General features: G+C 61.6%; 15 protein-coding genes and 1 tRNA gene. 9 read left to right on the forward strand and 7 right to left on the reverse strand.

Annotation, left to right across the window (positions count from 1 at the left end; all coding sequences use genetic code 11):
- Positions 1-51: 51 nt before the first annotated feature.
- The 5 genes from kdpC to kdpF are packed head-to-tail and all read right to left on the reverse strand — an operon-like array spanning position 52 to position 4,751.
- Positions 52-618 carry a potassium-transporting ATPase subunit KdpC gene (gene kdpC, locus ACQY1K_RS12990; RefSeq protein WP_430257556.1) on the reverse strand — a complete coding sequence of 189 codons (567 nt, stop codon included), beginning with the start codon at positions 616-618 and terminating at the stop codon, positions 52-54.
- A gap of 12 nt (positions 619-630) precedes the next feature.
- Positions 631-2,718, reverse strand: coding sequence for a potassium-transporting ATPase subunit KdpB (gene kdpB, locus ACQY1K_RS12995; RefSeq protein ID WP_062460668.1), 2,088 nt, complete (start codon positions 2,716-2,718; stop codon positions 631-633).
- 41 nt (positions 2,719-2,759) lie between these two features.
- A complete protein-coding gene (locus ACQY1K_RS13000) occupies positions 2,760-2,915 on the reverse strand; it encodes a hypothetical protein (protein ID WP_430257557.1) in 156 nt (51 codons plus the stop codon).
- 9 nt (positions 2,916-2,924) lie between these two features.
- Positions 2,925-4,628, reverse strand: a complete 1,704-nt coding sequence (kdpA, locus tag ACQY1K_RS13005; protein WP_430257558.1) for a potassium-transporting ATPase subunit KdpA — start codon at positions 4,626-4,628, stop codon at positions 2,925-2,927.
- 33 nt (positions 4,629-4,661) lie between these two features.
- Positions 4,662-4,751, reverse strand: a complete 90-nt coding sequence (gene kdpF / locus ACQY1K_RS13010) for a K(+)-transporting ATPase subunit F (protein WP_062460674.1) — start codon at positions 4,749-4,751, stop codon at positions 4,662-4,664.
- Between the two features lie 405 nt (positions 4,752-5,156).
- Between kdpF and ACQY1K_RS13015 the strand changes: the two genes are divergently transcribed.
- From ACQY1K_RS13015 to ACQY1K_RS13025, 3 genes are all read left to right on the forward strand, one after another.
- A complete protein-coding gene (locus tag ACQY1K_RS13015) occupies positions 5,157-5,621 on the forward strand; it encodes a hypothetical protein (protein WP_062460678.1) in 465 nt (154 codons plus the stop codon).
- Positions 5,622-5,816: 195 nt separating this feature from the next.
- On the forward strand, positions 5,817-7,763 hold the full coding sequence (locus ACQY1K_RS13020) for an AI-2E family transporter (RefSeq protein WP_082471999.1): 1,947 nt from the start codon (positions 5,817-5,819) through the stop codon (positions 7,761-7,763).
- A 123-nt stretch (positions 7,764-7,886) separates the two neighbouring features.
- Positions 7,887-8,882 carry an MDR family oxidoreductase gene (locus tag ACQY1K_RS13025; RefSeq protein WP_430257559.1) on the forward strand — a complete coding sequence of 332 codons (996 nt, stop codon included), beginning with the start codon at positions 7,887-7,889 and terminating at the stop codon, positions 8,880-8,882.
- A gap of 50 nt (positions 8,883-8,932) precedes the next feature.
- Here ACQY1K_RS13025 and ACQY1K_RS13030 read toward each other — a convergent pair whose 3' ends face one another.
- Positions 8,933-10,378 (reverse strand): aldehyde dehydrogenase, encoded by a 1,446-nt coding sequence (locus ACQY1K_RS13030; RefSeq protein ID WP_430257560.1) that lies wholly within the window; start codon positions 10,376-10,378, stop codon positions 8,933-8,935.
- Positions 10,379-10,786: 408 nt separating this feature from the next.
- Between ACQY1K_RS13030 and ACQY1K_RS13035 the strand changes: the two genes are divergently transcribed.
- The 6 genes from ACQY1K_RS13035 (at position 10,787) to ACQY1K_RS13060 (ending at position 16,632) form a co-directional block, all read left to right on the forward strand.
- Positions 10,787-11,911 (forward strand): metallophosphoesterase, encoded by a 1,125-nt coding sequence (locus ACQY1K_RS13035; protein WP_430257561.1) that lies wholly within the window; start codon positions 10,787-10,789, stop codon positions 11,909-11,911.
- A gap of 184 nt (positions 11,912-12,095) precedes the next feature.
- Positions 12,096-13,400: a sn-glycerol-3-phosphate ABC transporter substrate-binding protein UgpB gene (gene ugpB, locus ACQY1K_RS13040; RefSeq protein WP_062460687.1), complete on the forward strand. Its 1,305-nt coding sequence runs from the start codon at positions 12,096-12,098 to the stop codon at positions 13,398-13,400.
- Positions 13,401-13,468: 68 nt separating this feature from the next.
- Positions 13,469-14,350, forward strand: a complete 882-nt coding sequence (ugpA, locus tag ACQY1K_RS13045; RefSeq protein WP_062460690.1) for a sn-glycerol-3-phosphate ABC transporter permease UgpA — start codon at positions 13,469-13,471, stop codon at positions 14,348-14,350.
- An 8-nt stretch (positions 14,351-14,358) separates the two neighbouring features.
- The gene (gene ugpE, locus ACQY1K_RS13050) at positions 14,359-15,207 is read left to right on the forward strand and encodes a sn-glycerol-3-phosphate ABC transporter permease UgpE (protein WP_062460693.1); all 849 of its coding nucleotides are present in this window, start codon (positions 14,359-14,361) and stop codon (positions 15,205-15,207) included.
- On the forward strand, positions 15,207-16,256 hold the full coding sequence (locus ACQY1K_RS13055; protein WP_430257562.1) for a sn-glycerol-3-phosphate import ATP-binding protein UgpC: 1,050 nt from the start codon (positions 15,207-15,209) through the stop codon (positions 16,254-16,256). Before ugpE ends, ACQY1K_RS13055 begins: the two co-directional genes overlap by 1 nt.
- 130 nt (positions 16,257-16,386) lie before the next feature.
- The gene (locus tag ACQY1K_RS13060) at positions 16,387-16,632 is read left to right on the forward strand and encodes a hypothetical protein (RefSeq protein ID WP_062460699.1); all 246 of its coding nucleotides are present in this window, start codon (positions 16,387-16,389) and stop codon (positions 16,630-16,632) included.
- A gap of 143 nt (positions 16,633-16,775) precedes the next feature.
- On the opposite strand, the gene ACQY1K_RS13065 is transcribed toward ACQY1K_RS13060, so the two are convergent.
- Positions 16,776-16,852 (reverse strand) — tRNA-Met (locus ACQY1K_RS13065).
- Between the last annotated feature and the right edge of the window lie 66 nt (positions 16,853-16,918).

Here is a 16,918-nt window from a genome sequence, read left to right on the forward strand (position 1 = left end):
GTCTTTCGTTCCGCAAACGAGCGGCGGCCAAACTGACCGCCGCTCGTTCAACTACGACTTCTCAGCGTCGAGCGCCATATTGAGCGCCAACACATTCACCACAGGCTCACCCAGAAAGCCCAGTTCTCGCTGTTCGATATGACGCTCGACCATGGCGCGAACCGCGGCTTCATCCATGCTGCGCGCCTTTGCGACACGCTGCACCTGAAATAGCGCAGCCTCCGGCGAGATATGCGGATCAAGACCACTGCCCGATGCGGTGACGAGGTCGATCGGCACATCCGCGCCCGGGTTGGTCGCTTTCGCAGCCTCCGTGTCGGCCTTCACGCGATCGATCAGCTTCTGGCTGGTCGGGCCGAGGTTGGAACCGGACGACGAGGCCGCGTTGTAGCCATCGCCTGCAGCAGACGGGCGACCATGGAAATACTGCTCGCCGGTAAACGCCTGGCCGATCAGCGCGGAGCCGACGACCTTGCCGTTCTGTTCGATCAGGCTGCCATTCGCCTGGACGGGGAAGATCGCCTGGGCAATGCCGGTCATGGCAAACGGATAGATGAGGCCGGTGATGACGGTGACGGCAACGATCATGACGATTGCCGGACGGATCTGTTTCAACATGACGAATGCTCCTTAGGCAAGACCGATGGTCGTGATGACCATGTCGATCGCCTTGATGGCAAAGAAGGGAAGGATGATACCGCCGAGGCCGTAGATCAGAAGGTTGCGCGACAGCAGCGCACCGGCACCGACAGCGCGGTATTTGACGCCGCGCAGCGACAGCGGGATCAGTGCAACGATGATAAGCGCGTTGAAGATGATCGCCGACAGGATGGCGCTTTGCGGTGTCGCCAGTCCCATCACATTGAGGACGCCGAGCTGCGGATAGAAGGCCAGGAACATGGCCGGGATGATCGCGAAATACTTGGCGATGTCGTTGGCGATCGAAAACGTCGTCAGCGCGCCGCGGGTCATCAGCAACTGCTTGCCGATCTCGACGATTTCGATGAGCTTGGTCGGATCGCTGTCGAGATCGACCATGTTGCCGGCTTCGCGCGCCGCAACCGTGCCGGTATTCATCGCCACGCCGACATCGGCCTGAGCGAGCGCCGGCGCATCGTTGGTGCCGTCGCCGCACATGGCGACCAGCTTGCCCTTGGCCTGCTCCTCGCGGATCAGCGACAGCTTGTTTTCCGGCGTCGCCTGGGCAAGGAAGTCGTCGACGCCTGCCTCTGCCGCAATGGCGGCCGCCGTCATCGGATTGTCGCCGGTGATCATCACCGTGCGGATGCCCATGCGGCGCAATTCGGCAAACCGCTCGCGGATGCCGCCCTTGACGATATCCTTGAGCTGGATGACCCCGAGCAACCTTCCGCCGCGGGCAACGGCCAGCGGCGTGCCGCCGGCCTTGGCGATCTCGTCGGCAATCGCCTGGCATTCCACCAGAACGGCGTCCTGCGTGACGGGGCCACCGGCCACGGCATTCTGGCGGATATAGGAAAGGATGGAATCGACCGCACCCTTGCGGATCTGCTCTCCGTCCAGATCGACACCGCTCATGCGGGTCTGTGCGGTGAACGGGACGAAGGTTGCCTTGAGGCTCGCCATGTCGCGGCTGCGGATCGCGTACTTTTCCTTGGCAAGCACGACGACGGAACGTCCCTCAGGCGTTTCGTCGGCAAGTGAGGCCAGTTGGGCTGCATCGGCAAGATCCTGTTCCGATACGCCTTTGACCGGACGGAAGGACGTCGCCTGACGGTTGCCGAGCGTGATCGTGCCGGTCTTGTCGAGCAGAAGCGTATCCACATCGCCGGCAGCCTCAACTGCGCGGCCGGACATGGCTAGCACGTTGAAGCGCACCAGGCGGTCCATGCCGGCAATGCCGATCGCCGACAGCAGGGCGCCGATCGTCGTCGGGATCAGTGTCACGAACAGCGCGACCAGCACGATGACGGGGATGGAGCCGCCCGCATAGGAGGCAAACGCCGGAATGGTCGCAGTTGCCAGAACGAAGATCAGCGTCATGCCCGCGAGAAGGATGTTGAGCGCGATTTCGTTCGGGGTCTTCTGACGTTCCGCGCCTTCGACGAGCGAAATCATCCGGTCGATAAAGGTCGAACCGGCGGCTGCCGTGATGCGCACGCGGATCCAGTCGGACAGGACCTGCGTGCCGCCTGTCACAGCCGAGCGGTCACCACCGGATTCGCGGATGACCGGAGCAGATTCACCCGTGATCGCGGCTTCGTTGACGGAGGCGACGCCCTCGATCACTTCCCCATCCGAGGGAATGATGTCCCCGGCTTCGACGAGAACGATGTCGTTCAGCTTGAGAGTGGTGCCGGCGACCATCTGGAAATCGGTCCGCTCTTTGCCGGTGAGAAGTTTTGCCTGGACCTCGGTGCGGGCCTTGCGCAGCGATTCCGCCTGCGCCTTGCCACGTCCTTCGGCAACGGCTTCCGCGAAATTGGCGAAAAGGACGGTGAACCAGAGCCAGATGTTGAGCTGCAGGGAGAAGCCCAGGTCGTCGCTGCCGGCGGCAAGATCGCGCAGGAACAGAACGGTGGTCAGCACCGACACGGTGGCCACGACGAACATGACCGGGTTTTTGACGAGGGTTTTCGGGTTCAGCTTGGTGAAAGCACCGCCGATTGCCGGAACGAGGATGCGCTTGTCCAGGATACTTGCGGATCTTGGTGCGCTATCGGATTTTGCCTGGCTCATATGAGGCTCCAGCCTTGGAAAGGGAGGCGACCGGGAAAAGGTCAGCCACGAAGGATTTCTAGTGTTGCGACGATGGCGAGCACGGCCGTCATCATCACGAGAATGGCGTTCGATCCGCACCACCAGCGGGGGACCGTCCCGCCACGCTTTGGCGTGACGGGAGGTGACTGTGCGGGGTGCGTCTGACGGTTACGCATGGTGCGACCTCAGAACGTTTGGCCGGCGATCATCATCAGGTGCTCGACGACGGGACCGAGCGCCAGTGACGGCAGGAAGGTAAGGCCACCGACGATCATGATCGTGCCGACCAGCAGACCGACAAACAGCGGGCCGTCGGTCGGGAACGTGCCGGCCGATGCCGGAACGGTCTTCTTCGCGACCAGCGAACCGGCAATGGCCAGCGCCGGAATAATCACCAGGAAGCGGCCCATCAGCATGCCGATGCCGAGCGTGATGTTGAACCAGGGCGTGTTGGCCGACAGTCCCCCGAAGGCGGAGCCGTTATTGGCGGCGGCCGAGGTATAGGCATAGAGGATCTCGGAGAAGCCGTGCGGACCAGCCGTCCCGATAGAGGCGACCGCCGAAGGCAGCACGCTGGCGATAGCCGTAAAGATCAGCATGGCGAGCGGCAGGCAGAGAATGGCCAGAAGCGCCATCTTCATGTCCTTGCCCTCGATCTTCTTGCCCAGATATTCCGGCGTACGACCAACCATCAGGCCTGCCACGAACACGGCGACGATGATGAACAGCACGATGCCGTAGAAGCCCGCGCCGACACCGCCGACGATGACTTCGCCGAGCTGCATGTTGATGAGCGGGATAAGGCCGCCGAGTGCCGTGAACGAGCCGTGCATGGCATTGACCGCGCCGCAGGAGGCCGCCGTGGTGATGACCGCAAACAGCGACGACATGACAACGCCGAAGCGGACTTCCTTGCCCTCCATGTTGCCGCCCGAAAGGCCGAGCGTATGCATGATCGGGTTTCCGGACGCTTCTGCCCAGTAGACAACGGTGACGCCTGCCAGAAACAGGATGCCCATCGAGGCGAGGATCGCCCAGCCCTGGCGCTGATTGCCGACCATCCGGCCGAACACGTTGGTAAAGGCGGCACCGATCGCAAAGATCGACAGCATCTGGATCATGTTGGAAATGCTGTCGGGGTTTTCGAAAGGATGCGCCGAGTTGGCGTTGAAGAAACCGCCGCCATTCGTGCCGAGCATCTTGATGGCAAGCTGCGACGCGACAGGGCCGACGGCGATCGTCTGCTGGACGCCTTCAAGCGTCGTGGCATTGACGTATGCCGAAAACGTCTGGGGAACGCCGAGCGAGACATAGATGAGCGTCAGCAAGACGCAGAGCGGCAAGAGAATGTAGAGCGTGGCACGGGTCGTATCGACCCAGAAATTGCCGATCGCCTTGCCCGATGCCCGCGAAAACGCGCGAATGAGGCCGATGGCGATCGCCATGCCTGTCGCAGCCGAGGCAAAGTTCTGCACCGCGAGCCCAGTCATCTGGCTGAAATAGGACATGGTGCTTTCGCCGCCGTAACTCTGCCAGTTGGTGTTGGCGACAAAGCTGACAGCGGTGTTGAACGACAATTCCGGTCCGGGCGATGCGAGACCTGCCGGGTTCATCGGCAGAACGTCCTGCAGCCGCAGGATACCGTAGAGCAGCAGGAAACCGGCGAGATTGAACATCAGCACGGAAAACGCATAGGCGGTCCAGTGCTGCTCTTCACGCTCGCTGGTGCCGGCCAGCGCGTAGAGCCCGCGTTCGAGCGGACCGAACACGGGGGAGAGAAAGGTACGCCCGCCGGAAAACACAAGGGTCATATAGGCCCCGAGCGATTTGACGAGCAGAAGGAGGATCCCGCAATAGACGAGGATCTGTAGCCATCCGTTGAAGGTCATGGGAAGAGACTTTCGGGCAAGCTGAAGCTTTGGTCAGAAGCGTTCGGGGCGAATGAGAGCATAGGTGAGGTAGAGGGCGAGGAAGACGGTCACACCGCCGCCGAGGATATAATCGAGGGTCATGGCATCCCTCTCAAAGCCTGTCGCAGGCACGGGTATAGACCGAGCAGAGACCGAAGAAGCCAACAGTCGCCGCGACGAGAATAAGGTCCATCATTGTTCTGGAATCCTGGTTGTTCGTGGTGTCAGCCAGGAAGGGCGTCGTTCTGGTAACGCGTCATTCTCTCTCCGGCTGGAGACGATCACGATCCGTCTCGTCCTCAATATGCGGCGGAACCCCATAGGGATTCGAGATGGCCCAGAAGCCTAAGAAATATAAACCGCATAGGAATTTGCCCGCACGCTCGCGTGTCGGTATCTTGCCGTCGGCCGCTTAGGGCTTGGCCTTTGCGGAGTTCCCGTTGCGGTTTAACCTCCAAATCCTTACATATACGGAGTTGATATCACTCCGGAAAAGACAGGTGCGCGATGATTTGGGTAATAGGCGCAGCAGCCGTCGTGGTTCTCTTCCTGTACTCGCGACGGGCGGGCATCGCGGCGGTCGCCGTTCTGGCGGTGCTTTATGTCGGGCTCTTGCTGATGTCGGGCCAGATCAATTCGCACGTGCCGACCAACCAATCCGTCGCTGTGGTCGCAAGCTCCTCAGGCGCGACCTGCCAGGCACCCGGCGCGCCCGTCTCCGTTACCTTCACCAACAACGCGGACAGACAGCTGCTCGCGACATCCTTCACGCTGAGTGCGCGCCAGGCGGGTCACAGCTCGCTGATCTACAGGGCAACGCTTCGAAGCGACAAGATCATCGAACCGGGCGGCAGCTGGACCGAGTGCTACGGCCTCAATCCGCTGTCGTTTTCCGAACGGGACGTCCACTACAACCCCAGCGACCTCGAATGGTCGGCCGAGGTCTCGCTCTCGCGATTTGCGTCCAGCTAATCGTTTCTGGGACAAACCGTGCCGCAACGACTTGCGGTTTTGCTTGGCTTGAACGCTTCCACTTTCCCCGTCAGCGTGACCCGCAAACGGCTGTCGCGAATTATTTTTGCGTCACCGCTCGATAAGTTTTGTTCCAAGCGCATTTACACTGTCATGCCTGGCTTCTGGCAGCAGCGCATTCAATCGGGGACGGCTATGAGCGACATGAGTAAAGGGGCTATCGCAGCGGCGGGGATCGCGAACAAGCCTGTAGGGCTGAGCGCGCCGACCCTTTCGGGCCGAACGATCCTTATTCTCATCGGCGTGGCGGTGATCCTCTATGTCGGCCAGGAAGTGTTTGTGCCGCTTGCGCTCGCACTCCTTCTTACCTTCACGCTCGCACCCATCGTCAGTTTCCTGCGCAAGCGCTACGTCCCGAGGATCGCCGCCGTCCTCCTCGCCGTCGCCACCGCGTTTTTTGTCATTGCAGCCTTCGGTTTCATCGTGGCCGGACAGGTCGCCAATCTCGCGGACAATATTCCGACCTATCAGCGCAACATCGTCGCGAAGGTGCACTCTCTCAGCCAGGCGGGCTCCGGCAACGGCGTTTTCGAACATCTCAGTAAGGTCGTCGAGCGCATAGGCTCGGAACTGCAGGACAACGCCGAAGAAAGCAAGGAAGACGCGCCGCCACAGATCAAGCGTCGCGATCCGATGCCTGTCGAGATCGTAACCCGCGCCAACCCGATCGAAACGCTCGGCAATTTCATTCTGCCACTCATCAGTCCCTTTGCAACCGCGGGTCTGGTTATCGTCCTCGTGATTTTCATGCTGCTTGAGCGGGAGGAACTGCGCGACCGGTTCATACGCCTTGTCGGCCTCGGCGATCTCCACAGGACAACGGCGGCTCTTCAGGACGCGGGAAAACGCGTCGGCAAATATCTGCTGATGCAGTTGGTCGTCAACGCGCTTTATGCCTTGCCGATCTCGATCGGCCTCTGGCTGCTCGGCATTCCGAACGCCATCCTGTGGGGACTGTTGACGCTCGTCCTGCGCTTTGTCCCCTATATCGGTCCGGTCATCGGCATGATCCTGCCGCTGTTTCTGGCACTGGCGATTGCCCCCGGATGGTCGCTGGTTGCCTGGGTCGCCGCACTGTTTATCGTCACCGAACTCGTCAGCAACAACGTCGTTGAACCGTGGCTCTATGGAAGCCATACGGGCCTTTCGCCGCTCGCCATCATCGTCTCGGCCATCTTCTGGTCGTGGCTGTGGGGGCCTGTCGGGCTGATGCTTTCGACGCCCCTCACCGTCTGTCTCGTCGTTCTCGGTCGCTACGTCCCGCAGTTCAGCTTTCTCGACGTGCTGCTCGGCAATGAGCCGGTTCTGCAACCGCAGGAAAAACTCTACCAGAGGCTGCTTGCCGGCGATCCCAACGAGGCGACCGACAACGCGGAGGATTTTCTCGAGGAGGAGTATCTCGTCGACTATTATGAAAAAGTCGGATTGCCTGCACTCAGGCTGGGTGAACTGGACCGGCAGCGCGGCGTGATGAGCGAGGCCCAGATCGCCCTGTTTGCCTCCACCACCCAGACGCTGATCGGCAATCTGGCAGAGATCGCGATCGAGGAAGAAGCGGAAGACGATCCGGCCGAAGGGGAAGCCGCTGTCACAGAGCAGATCACCGGTGAAATCGACCTGCCCAGCGGCGAAGGGAAATCCGTTCTCTGCCTCGGCGGCAGAGGCGCGATTGATGATGCAGCGGCCGCCATGTTGTCGCAGGTTCTCGCCATTCAGGGCGCCACCGTGTCTCAGGCCGACCACACGGCCGTGAGCGGCAAGACGGTAAGCCTGATGAACCTGACCGACGTCGACACGGTCCTCATCGCCTTCCTCAATGGCGGCTCCAAAGCCCACGCCCGCCAGGCCGTCCGCCGGTTCAAGCGACAGAAGCCGTCGGTTCGGGTGGGGATCATGATCACCGGCGTTGACGGTCAGCGGGAAAGCCCCCTTGCGACAGAGGACATCGATGCAGACTTTGTCGTCACCACCATTTCCGATGCGGTTCGTGGCGCGCTGACCACCGCCCAGGCGGTCGAGATCAAGGCGCCGAAACGGATCGGCCGGCCGCGTGAGCGCAAGACCACGCCGCTCGTCGCGTGATCGGAGCACCCCGCAGGCATGCCTGACCTGTGGGGTCCTCGATGCCGACGCGCCTGAGTGCATCGAAATCTGGTTAGACAAGGATCAACTCGTCAAGACCTGTAGAGCCCGGGAGGCATGGACATGACTGAGACATTTACCGCCATGGTGATCGATACCGTTGACGGCAAGCCGAAAGGCGCCTTCCGGGAAATCTCCGTCGCCGATCTGCCTGACAATGACGTTCTGGTCGAAATTGCCTATTCGACGGTCAACTACAAGGACGGTCTGGCCATCACCGGCAAGAGCCGGATCGCTCGCCGGATGCCGATGGTCGGCGGCATCGATCTTGCCGGAACCGTGGTCGAATCACGCTCCCCGGATTGGAAGCCGGGCGACAAGGTGGTCGTGAACGGCTGGGGCCTGTCAGAAACGGAATGGGGCGCCTATACCCGCTACCAGCGGGTCAAACCGGAATGGCTGATCCCGCTGCCCGACGCCTTCACGATGGAACAGGCGATGGCAATCGGCACGGCGGGCTATACCGCGGCACTCTGCGTCGACGCGCTTGAAAAATGGGGCTCGATTAAACCCGGCGCAGGCGAAGTCCTCGTGACCGGCGCCGCCGGTGGCGTCGGCTCGGTGGCGATCGCGCTTCTGGCGGCGCGCGGCTACGTCGTCACAGCCTCGACCGGTCGCCCCGAAACCCACGACTATCTGGCCTCGCTCGGTGCCACCAGCTTCATCGATCGCACGACGCTTGCCGAAAAGGGCGGCCCGCTGCAGACGGAGCGCTGGACCGGCGGCATCGACAGCGTCGGCTCGACGACGCTTGCCAACGCCTTGTCGCAGACCATGCGGGGCTGCGCAATCGCAGCCTGCGGCCTTGCCGGCGGACCCGACCTGCCAGCGACGGTCCTGCCGCATATCCTACGCGCCGTCACCCTGATCGGGGTCGACTCGGTCATGGCCTCGCGCCAACAACGCCTCACCGCCTGGTCGCGCCTTGCCCGCGATCTCGACAGCCGAAAGCTTGCCGCCATCACCAGAACGGAACCGATGTCCAACCTGCCGCAACTGGCAGTAGAGATCATCGCCGGCAAGGTGCGCGGCCGGATCGTGATCGACGTCACGAGGTAACCCCGCGCGCCGTACGCAATGGCCGGCCTCCCTCTTCAGCCGCGTTCGCGCTAGAACGGATAGTGCTGGTGCGGATCCTCGATGGTGATCCAGCGCAGATCGGTGAATTCGTTGATCGCAGCCCTGCCGCCGAAGCGGCCATAGCCGGAGCCCTTGACGCCGCCGAACGGCATCTGTGCCTCATCCGCGACAGAGGGGCCGTTGATGTGGCAGATCCCCGATTGCACCCGGCCGGCGACGGCGAGCGCGCGCTGGATATCGCGGCTGTAGACCGAACCCGAGAGACCATATTGCGTATCGTTGGCGATCCGGATCGCCTCCTCCTCGTCCTTGACCCGGATGATCGGCTTGACCGGACCGAAGCACTCCTCGTCATAGATGCGCATGCCGGGCTTGACGTGATCGAGCACCGTAGCCTCCACGACGCTGCCGGTGCGCTTGCCGCCCGCGGTGAGACTGGCCCCCTTGGCGATCGCGTCGGCAATGATCTCTTCCATCTTCTCCGCGGCACCGATCGTCACCAGCGAACCGAGCACGACGTGACCGCGGGGATCGCCCGCCGGAAGCTTGGCTGCGCGCTCGGACAGTTTCGCCACGAATTCGTCAGCAATACTGTCGTGGACGATCAGCTTTTCGGTCGCCATGCAGACCTGGCCCATGTTGATGAACGAGCCGAAGATCGCGCCGTTGACGGCAGCATCGATATCGGCGTCTTCGAGCACGAGCATCGGTGCCTTGCCGCCGAGCTCGAGAAGTGCCGGCTTCAGATGGCGGCCACAGAGTTCGCCGATGATGCGGCCGACCTTGGTGGAACCGGTAAAGTTGACGCGGCGGACTTCGGGTGCCGAAACCAGCGCCTCGACAACGACGGCGGCATCCTCAGGCGCATTGGTGATGACGTTGACGACTCCAACCGGGAAACCGGCCTCGATAAACACCTTGCCGATCGCGACATGCAGTCCGGGGCATGCTTCGGAGGCCTTGAGGATGACCGTGTTACCGCAGGCAAGCGCCATGGCGATGGCCCGCACGCCGAGAATGATCGGCGCATTCCACGGCGCGATGCCAAGGCAGACGCCGACCGGTTGGCGCATCGCCATCGACAGGTTTCCGGGCTTGTCCGACGGGATGATCTCACCCTGGATCTGGGTCGTCATGGCCGCCGCCTCGCGCAGCATGTTTGCCGCAAGATGTGCGTTGAAGCCGGCCCATCCGCCGGTCGCGCCGGTCTCGGCGGTCATCAGCTCGGTGAGCTCGCCACCCTTGGACGCAAGCACATCGGCCGCCTTGTTGAGAAGCGCGCGACGTGCACCGGGACCGGTTGTAGACCATGCCGGAAAGGCGGCCTGGGCTGCCGCGACGGCTGCCTTGGCATCCTCGATGCCGGACGCCGGCGATCGGCTCGCGACATCGCCCGTAAAGGGATTGATCCGTTCGAACGTCTTGCCCGAAATGGCGTCGGCAAACTGGCCGCCGATGATCTGTTTGATGTCCAAGGTCGCATCCTTTCTTCGAGAAACCAGATAGCCAGCTTCGAGGGATGCGCCACAGCCGTAAACGACGGCATCACACGTCCGCTTTCTCGACCGATCGCGCGAACAAACAGTCAGCCTGCGCATGACTTCGCACGTCTGACCGTCAGTCTCCGCGGTTTCCATCGAGAACCGAAGCCCCTCCTCCAACAGGCATGTTAACGAACTCCAGCCGCGACTCAAGGGGAGGATCAAACAGCCGCAGCCACGAACATGGCACCTGCCTCAAGCCATCAAACGGAAAGATACGGGACTGATCTGCGCTACTTCGAGCAGACACGGCCCGCTCGGCTCTTCCACACCCTATCGACGAGGGATAGGTAGGATTGCGGAACCGGCGCCGCAGTCGACATGCGCAACTGAAAGTACCCAATGTTTCATCTCATCTTTGGACTGCCCTGGCTGATTGTCGTCCTCCGCTTCATTCAGCCGCTGCCCTGGCACTGGTCGGCGAAGGTGGTAGTGGCGGTGCTTCTGCTGATCGCCTCGCAATACCATTTCTTCAGCCGGCTCTCCTCCGGCTCGGTCTTTTCGCCGGAGTTTCCGCGACCGCTGATCATTGCGTTCAACCTCCTGTTTGGCGCGATCGTTTTTCTGGCCGTCTTCCAGATCGCGCTCGATGTCGCCTCGCTCCTGATCATGCTCTTCAACGGACACTTCCCCGCCGCACCCGCCGGGCTCCGTTATGCCATGGGTGGCGTCGCGCTCTGCCTTTCCGCCTATGGTGTCAGCCAGGCAATCCGTGTGCCGCCACTCAACGATATCGAGATTGCAATCGCAAACCTGCCGCCGGAATTCGAGGGCTATCGCCTCGTCCAGCTGACCGATCTCCACATCAGCCGACTGTTCCCAGCGAAATGGGCCGAGGCGGTCGTATCGAAAACCAACGCGCTCGATGCGGACCTCATCGTCATCACGGGAGACTTTATCGACGGCAGCGTCGCAGACCGCCGCAGCGACGTCGCTTCGCTGGCAAACCTGCGGGCGCGCGATGGGGTCTATGCCATCCCTGGCAACCACGAATACTTCTTCGATTACCGGGAGTGGATGCGCCACCTCGCAACCCTCAACATGACGATGCTTGAGAACGCCCACGCGGTGCTGACGCGAGGGAGCGGCAGGCTCGTGCTGGCCGGTGTCACGGACCTTTCGGCACGCGGACACGGAGCGCCGGCCCCGGACCTTGATACGGCTATTGCGGGTGCCCCCGCCGACGCGCCGATCATTCTTCTCGACCATCAGCCCAGGTTGGCACAGAAAGCCGCCGCATCGGGGATCGCCCTCCAACTGTCGGGACATACCCATGGCGGCATGGTTGTCGGCCTTGATCGCGTGGTCGCACGCGCCAACAACGGCTTTGTTTCGGGCCGCTATCAGATCGGCGGCATGACCCTCTACGTCAACAACGGCACGGGCATTTGGCCCGGTTTCGCGCTGCGGATCGGTGTTCCCTCCGAACTGACCCGGATCACGCTTCGGGCCGGTCAGCCGCTTTGAAGGCTGAAGTGACACCGCTTCATCTGCTTTCTCTATCCACAACCATCGGCTCGCCGCGAACGACAGGTGTTGACGTGGGCGCTCTCGCCAACACATAGTCGCCGCCAATGCGCCGTCATCGACACGGTGCGTCGATCGGGATTGGAGGATCTCGACCGGTATTCATGCCAAGGGAGGAATTTTCATGAAAGTCATTACAGGCTCGGCAATTCTGGCGACCGCATCGTTTCTGATGGGATCAACCGCCATGGCCGCGACGGAAATCTCGTGGTGGCACGCCATGACCGGCGCCAACAACGAGGTTGTCGACCAGCTCGCCAAGGAATTCAACGAAAGCCAGTCGGACTTCAAGGTCATGCCTGTCTTCAAGGGCACCTACCCGGAAACGCTGAACGCCGGCATCGCCGCCTTCCGCGCCAAGCAGCCACCGGCCATCATGCAGGTGTTTGACGCCGGCAGCGGCGTCATGATGGGCGCCCAGGGTGCCATCGTGCCGGTTGCGGACGTTCTGGAAAAGGGCGGCTTCAAATTCGACAAGAGCCAGTACCTGCCGGGGATCGTTGCCTACTATTCGAAGCCTGACGGCACGATGCTGTCCTTCCCCTACAACTCGTCCTCGCCGATCCTCTACTATAACAAGGATATCTTCGAGAAGGCCGGGCTGAACCCCGACACGCCGCCGAAGACCTGGGGCGAGGTGTTTGACGCCGCCAAGAAGATCAAGACCAGCGGTGCCGCTCCCTGCGGCTTTACCTCGACATGGCTCACATGGATCCAGACGGAAAACTTTGCGGCCTGGAACAACCTCTCCTACGGAAGCAATGAAAACGGCCTCGGCGGCACCGACGTCAAGCTTGCCTTCAACGCCGAACCCTTCGTCAAGCATTTCCAGGCAATCGCCGATCTCGCCAAGGACGGCACGTTCCGTTACGGCGGCCGCACGTCTGAAGCCAAGCAGCTGTTCACCTCGGGCGAATGCGCCATCCTGACCGAATCCTCCGGCGGTCTGGGCGACATCGTCAAGTCCGGCCTGAAATACGGCATCGGCCAGCTGCCCTATGCAGAAGGTCCGGGACGCCCGCAGAACACCATCCCCGGCGGCGCCAGCCTCTGGGTCTTCGGCGGCAAGAGCGATGCCGAATACAAGGGGGTCGCGACCTTCTTCAACTTCCTGTCCCAGACCAAGATCCAGTCTAGGCTGCACCAGGTCTCCGGCTACATGCCGGTCACGATGGCAGCCTACGAGGATACCAAGAAATCCGGCTTCTACGAGAAGAACCCGGCGCGCGAAACGCCGTTGCTGCAGATGATGGGCAAGGCTCCGACCGAGAACTCCAAGGGCGTTCGCCTCGTCAACCTGCCGCAGGTCCGCGACATCATGAACGAAGAGTTCGAATCGATGCTCGCCGGCAAGCAGGATGCCAAGGCCGCCCTCGACAAGGCTGTCCAGCGGGGCAATGCCGCCATTCAGCAAGCCATCGGCAAGTAAGCGGTAAGCATAAGGGCCGCCCCGGCGACTGTCGCGGGCGGCCTGCAGCATTTCAACGGAGCCTGCCCGTGCAAAGCGTCGTATTTCCCAACAAGGTGCTGCCGTATTTTCTGGTGGCGCCGCAGATTGTCCTGACCGTCGTGTTTTTCTTCTGGCCAGCCAGCCAGGCGCTCTACCAGTCGGCCATGCGCGAAGATCCGTTCGGGCTGCAGAGCAGCTTTGTCGGCTTCGCCAACTTTTCCGCCATCCTGGCCGACGAGAGCTATCTTCACGCGCTCCGCGTCACCGTCGTCTTCAGCGTGGCAACCGCGCTGCTTTCCATGGGTGTCGCGCTTCTGCTGGCGACAGCTGCCGATACCGTCGTGCGTGGTAAGGGTTTCTACCGCACGATGATGATCATCCCCTATGCGGTGGCGCCGGCGGTTGCCGGCATGCTGTGGCTGTTCATGTTCAACCCGGCCATGGGCACGTTCGCCTATATCCTGCGGCGCAACGGCATTGCATGGGACCCGCTGCTGAACGGCGATCAAGCCATGTCCCTCGTCGTAGTGGCAGCCGCCTGGAAACAGATCAGCTACAATTTCCTGTTCTTCGTCGCCGGCCTGCAGGCAATCCCGAAATCCCTGCTCGAAGCCGCCGCGATCGATGGCGCGCGAGGGAGCCGAAGGTTCTGGACGATCGTCTTCCCGCTGCTTGCACCGACCACCTTCTTCCTTCTGGTCGTCAACACCGTCTACGCCTTCTTCGACACGTTCGGCATCATCCATTCGGTGACCGGCGGCGGACCGGCAAAGGCCACCGAAACGCTGGTCTACAAGGTCTACAACGACGGCTTCGTGAACCTCAATCTCGGTTCGTCTGCGGCCCAGTCGGTGATCCTGATGGTCATCGTCATCGCGCTGACCGCCTTCCAGTTCCGCTTCGTCGAGCGACGCGTCCATTACGGGTAAATTATCAGATGATCGAGAACCGTCCTGTCGCACGCCTGATGGCGCATCTGATGCTGATCCTTGGGATCATCATCGTCGCCTTCCCCATCTACTACACTTTCATTGCCTCGACGGCGACGTCGAGCGCGATCATCCGCCCGCCGCTGTCGCTCTTGCCGGGCGGCCATATGGTCGAGAATTATAGCGAGTCCATCTCCGGCGGCGTCGAACGCGTCGTCGGCGTCAGTCTGGAAAGACTGCTGTTCAACAGTTTCGTGGTGGCGGTCGCAATTGCCGTCGGCAAGATCATCATCTCCTTCCTGTCGGCATTCGCGATCGTCTTCTTCCGCTTCCCGTTCCGCATGGGTTTCTTCTGGATGATCTTCATCACCCTGATGCTGCCGGTCGAAGTACGCATCCTGCCGACCTACAAGGTGATCGTCGATCTTGGCCTGCTCAACACCTATGCAGGCCTCACGCTGCCGCTGATGGCGTCGGCGACGGCGACCTTCCTTTTCCGCCAGTTTTTCCTCACGATCCCCGGCGAAATGGTCGAGGCGGCGCGGATCGACAATGCCGGACCGTTCCGCTTCATGCGCGATATCCTGCTGCCGCTGTCGACGACCAATATCGCGGCACTGTTCGTCATCCTGTTTATCTACGGCTGGACCCAGTATCTCTGGCCGCTGCTCGTCACCGACCGCGCGGAGATGAACACGATCATCATCGGCCTGCGCCGCATGGTCGATTTCACTGATGCATCAACTCCTTGGAACTACGTCATGGTCACGGCGATCCTGGCAATCATCCCTCCCGTCATCGTCGTGGTGCTCATGCAGCGCTGGTTCGTCAAAGGTTTGGTGGAGACCGAAAAGTAATGGCAACAATTGAACTGAAAGACGTCCGCAAGGTCTATGGCGGCAATATCGACGCCATCAAGGGCGTGTCACTGGACATCGCAGACGGCGAGATGATCGTTCTGGTCGGCCCATCCGGCTGCGGCAAGTCCACGCTGCTGCGCATGGTCGCCGGGCTCGAAAGCATCACCGGTGGCGACGTCATCATCAACGGCAAGCGCGTCAACGACATGGAACCGGCCGAGCGCGATATCGCGATGGTGTTCCAGAACTACGCGCTCTATCCGCACATGACGGTCAAGCAGAACCTCGCCTATGGTCTGAAGAACCGCGGCACCCCGAAGGACGAGATCGAACGGCGCATCACCGAGGCAGCCCGCGCGCTCGAAATCGAGCCCTTCCTCGCCCGCAAGCCGCGCCAGCTGTCCGGCGGCCAGCGGCAGCGCGTCGCCATGGGCCGCGCGATCGTGCGCAAGCCCGCAGCCTTCCTGTTCGACGAGCCGCTGTCGAACCTCGACGCGAAACTGCGCGTGCAGATGCGGGTCGAGATCCGCCGTCTGCAGCGGTCCTTGGCCACGACGTCGATCTACGTCACCCACGACCAGATGGAAGCGATGACGCTTGCCGATCGCCTCGTCGTTCTCAATGCCGGCCGGATCGAGCAGGTCGGCACGCCGATCGAGCTCTACGAGAAACCCGCAACGACCTTCGTTGCAACCTTCATCGGATCGCCCTCGATGAACCTGATGACGCTCGGCAAGGCCGGCGGCTGGAGCGTGGCCGAAGGCCTTCCCTCCACTGTCGCCACCGTCGGAATTCGTCCGGAAGACATCGTGATTGCCGAGGGAGAGGTTACCTCGCCTTTCAGAGCCGAGGTCGAGGTCATCGCTGTCGAACTGGTCGGAGCAGAAAGCTATGTCCATGGTGCGACGTCGGACGGAAGCCCTCTTGTCTTCCGGGTCCCCGGCCGCTCCCGCATCGCGATCGGCGAGAAACTGCCCGTGACGACAGCGCCCCACCACCTTCATCTTTTCGACAGCGCCGGAAAGCGCATCGAACGTACCGGTTGATCCGGGACGCGCAAAGATGCGCAGGAGTGCGCTCTCGACGGACGCCTGCGCACTCCTGCAACTTCGCGACATTGACCCTATCGGAAAGTGAGCTATTACTCATGCGAGCAAAAAGGTTCGCATCGCAATAATGGTCACCATTCTCGTAACACTGCTGGGTTTCCTGGTCCTTCTGATTGCAGCCGTGTTCTTCGCAGTTCGGGCGCGCGCGCTTGCGTACGACAAGCACTTCCGCGATCAGGTCCGCCTGCAGCGAAGACTGGAGAACCGGGAGGCCAAGCTCAAGATCAGAGCTCGCAAGCACCGCCGCAACCTCGCAAAGAAACGCCTCGCCAGGATGAAGCGCGCAAAGGCGCTGGCCGCGCGGGCGAAGTGATTTTCCGCAACAGCTGCTGCCTGTGAAAATGTGCGGGCTGCAGCACTTCGCACCGAGAAGCTGCGGGCGCAGAAGCATCCGGGCCAAGCCTCGGATATCACCCGCAGGATACAGCTGAGATCAGATAGAAATTTAGGGAAATTTGGTAGCGGAGGGCAGAATTGAACTGCCGACCTCAGGGTTATGAATCCTGCGCTCTCACCAACTGAGCTACCCCGCCACAGGGTGGATCGAGTGTCTCGATCCGTTTGGATGTGCGGCTTATAGAACCCGCGTCACTGAAGTG

The sequence above is a fragment of the Neorhizobium sp. IRS_2294 genome (genome assembly GCF_050500145.1).
Lineage (GTDB): Bacteria > Pseudomonadota > Alphaproteobacteria > Rhizobiales > Rhizobiaceae > Neorhizobium > Neorhizobium soli.

Coding starts and splice junctions, on each gene's coding strand:
- ACQY1K_RS13035 (WP_430257561.1), top strand. CDS start 10,787: ATGTTTCATCTCATCTTTGGACTGCCCTGGCTGATTGTCGTCCTCCGC.
- ACQY1K_RS13015 (WP_062460678.1), top strand. CDS start 5,157: ATGATTTGGGTAATAGGCGCAGCAGCCGTCGTGGTTCTCTTCCTGTAC.
- ugpE (WP_062460693.1), top strand. CDS start 14,359: ATGATCGAGAACCGTCCTGTCGCACGCCTGATGGCGCATCTGATGCTG.
- kdpF (WP_062460674.1), bottom strand. CDS start 4,751: ATGACCCTCGATTATATCCTCGGCGGCGGTGTGACCGTCTTCCTCGCC.
- kdpB (WP_062460668.1), bottom strand. CDS start 2,718: ATGAGCCAGGCAAAATCCGATAGCGCACCAAGATCCGCAAGTATCCTG.
- ugpB (WP_062460687.1), top strand. CDS start 12,096: ATGAAAGTCATTACAGGCTCGGCAATTCTGGCGACCGCATCGTTTCTG.
- ACQY1K_RS13060 (WP_062460699.1), top strand. CDS start 16,387: ATGGTCACCATTCTCGTAACACTGCTGGGTTTCCTGGTCCTTCTGATT.
- kdpA (WP_430257558.1), bottom strand. CDS start 4,628: ATGACCTTCAACGGATGGCTACAGATCCTCGTCTATTGCGGGATCCTC.
- ACQY1K_RS13020 (WP_082471999.1), top strand. CDS start 5,817: ATGAGCGACATGAGTAAAGGGGCTATCGCAGCGGCGGGGATCGCGAAC.
- ACQY1K_RS13055 (WP_430257562.1), top strand. CDS start 15,207: ATGGCAACAATTGAACTGAAAGACGTCCGCAAGGTCTATGGCGGCAAT.
- ACQY1K_RS13000 (WP_430257557.1), bottom strand. CDS start 2,915: ATGCGTAACCGTCAGACGCACCCCGCACAGTCACCTCCCGTCACGCCA.
- kdpC (WP_430257556.1), bottom strand. CDS start 618: ATGTTGAAACAGATCCGTCCGGCAATCGTCATGATCGTTGCCGTCACC.
- ACQY1K_RS13025 (WP_430257559.1), top strand. CDS start 7,887: ATGACTGAGACATTTACCGCCATGGTGATCGATACCGTTGACGGCAAG.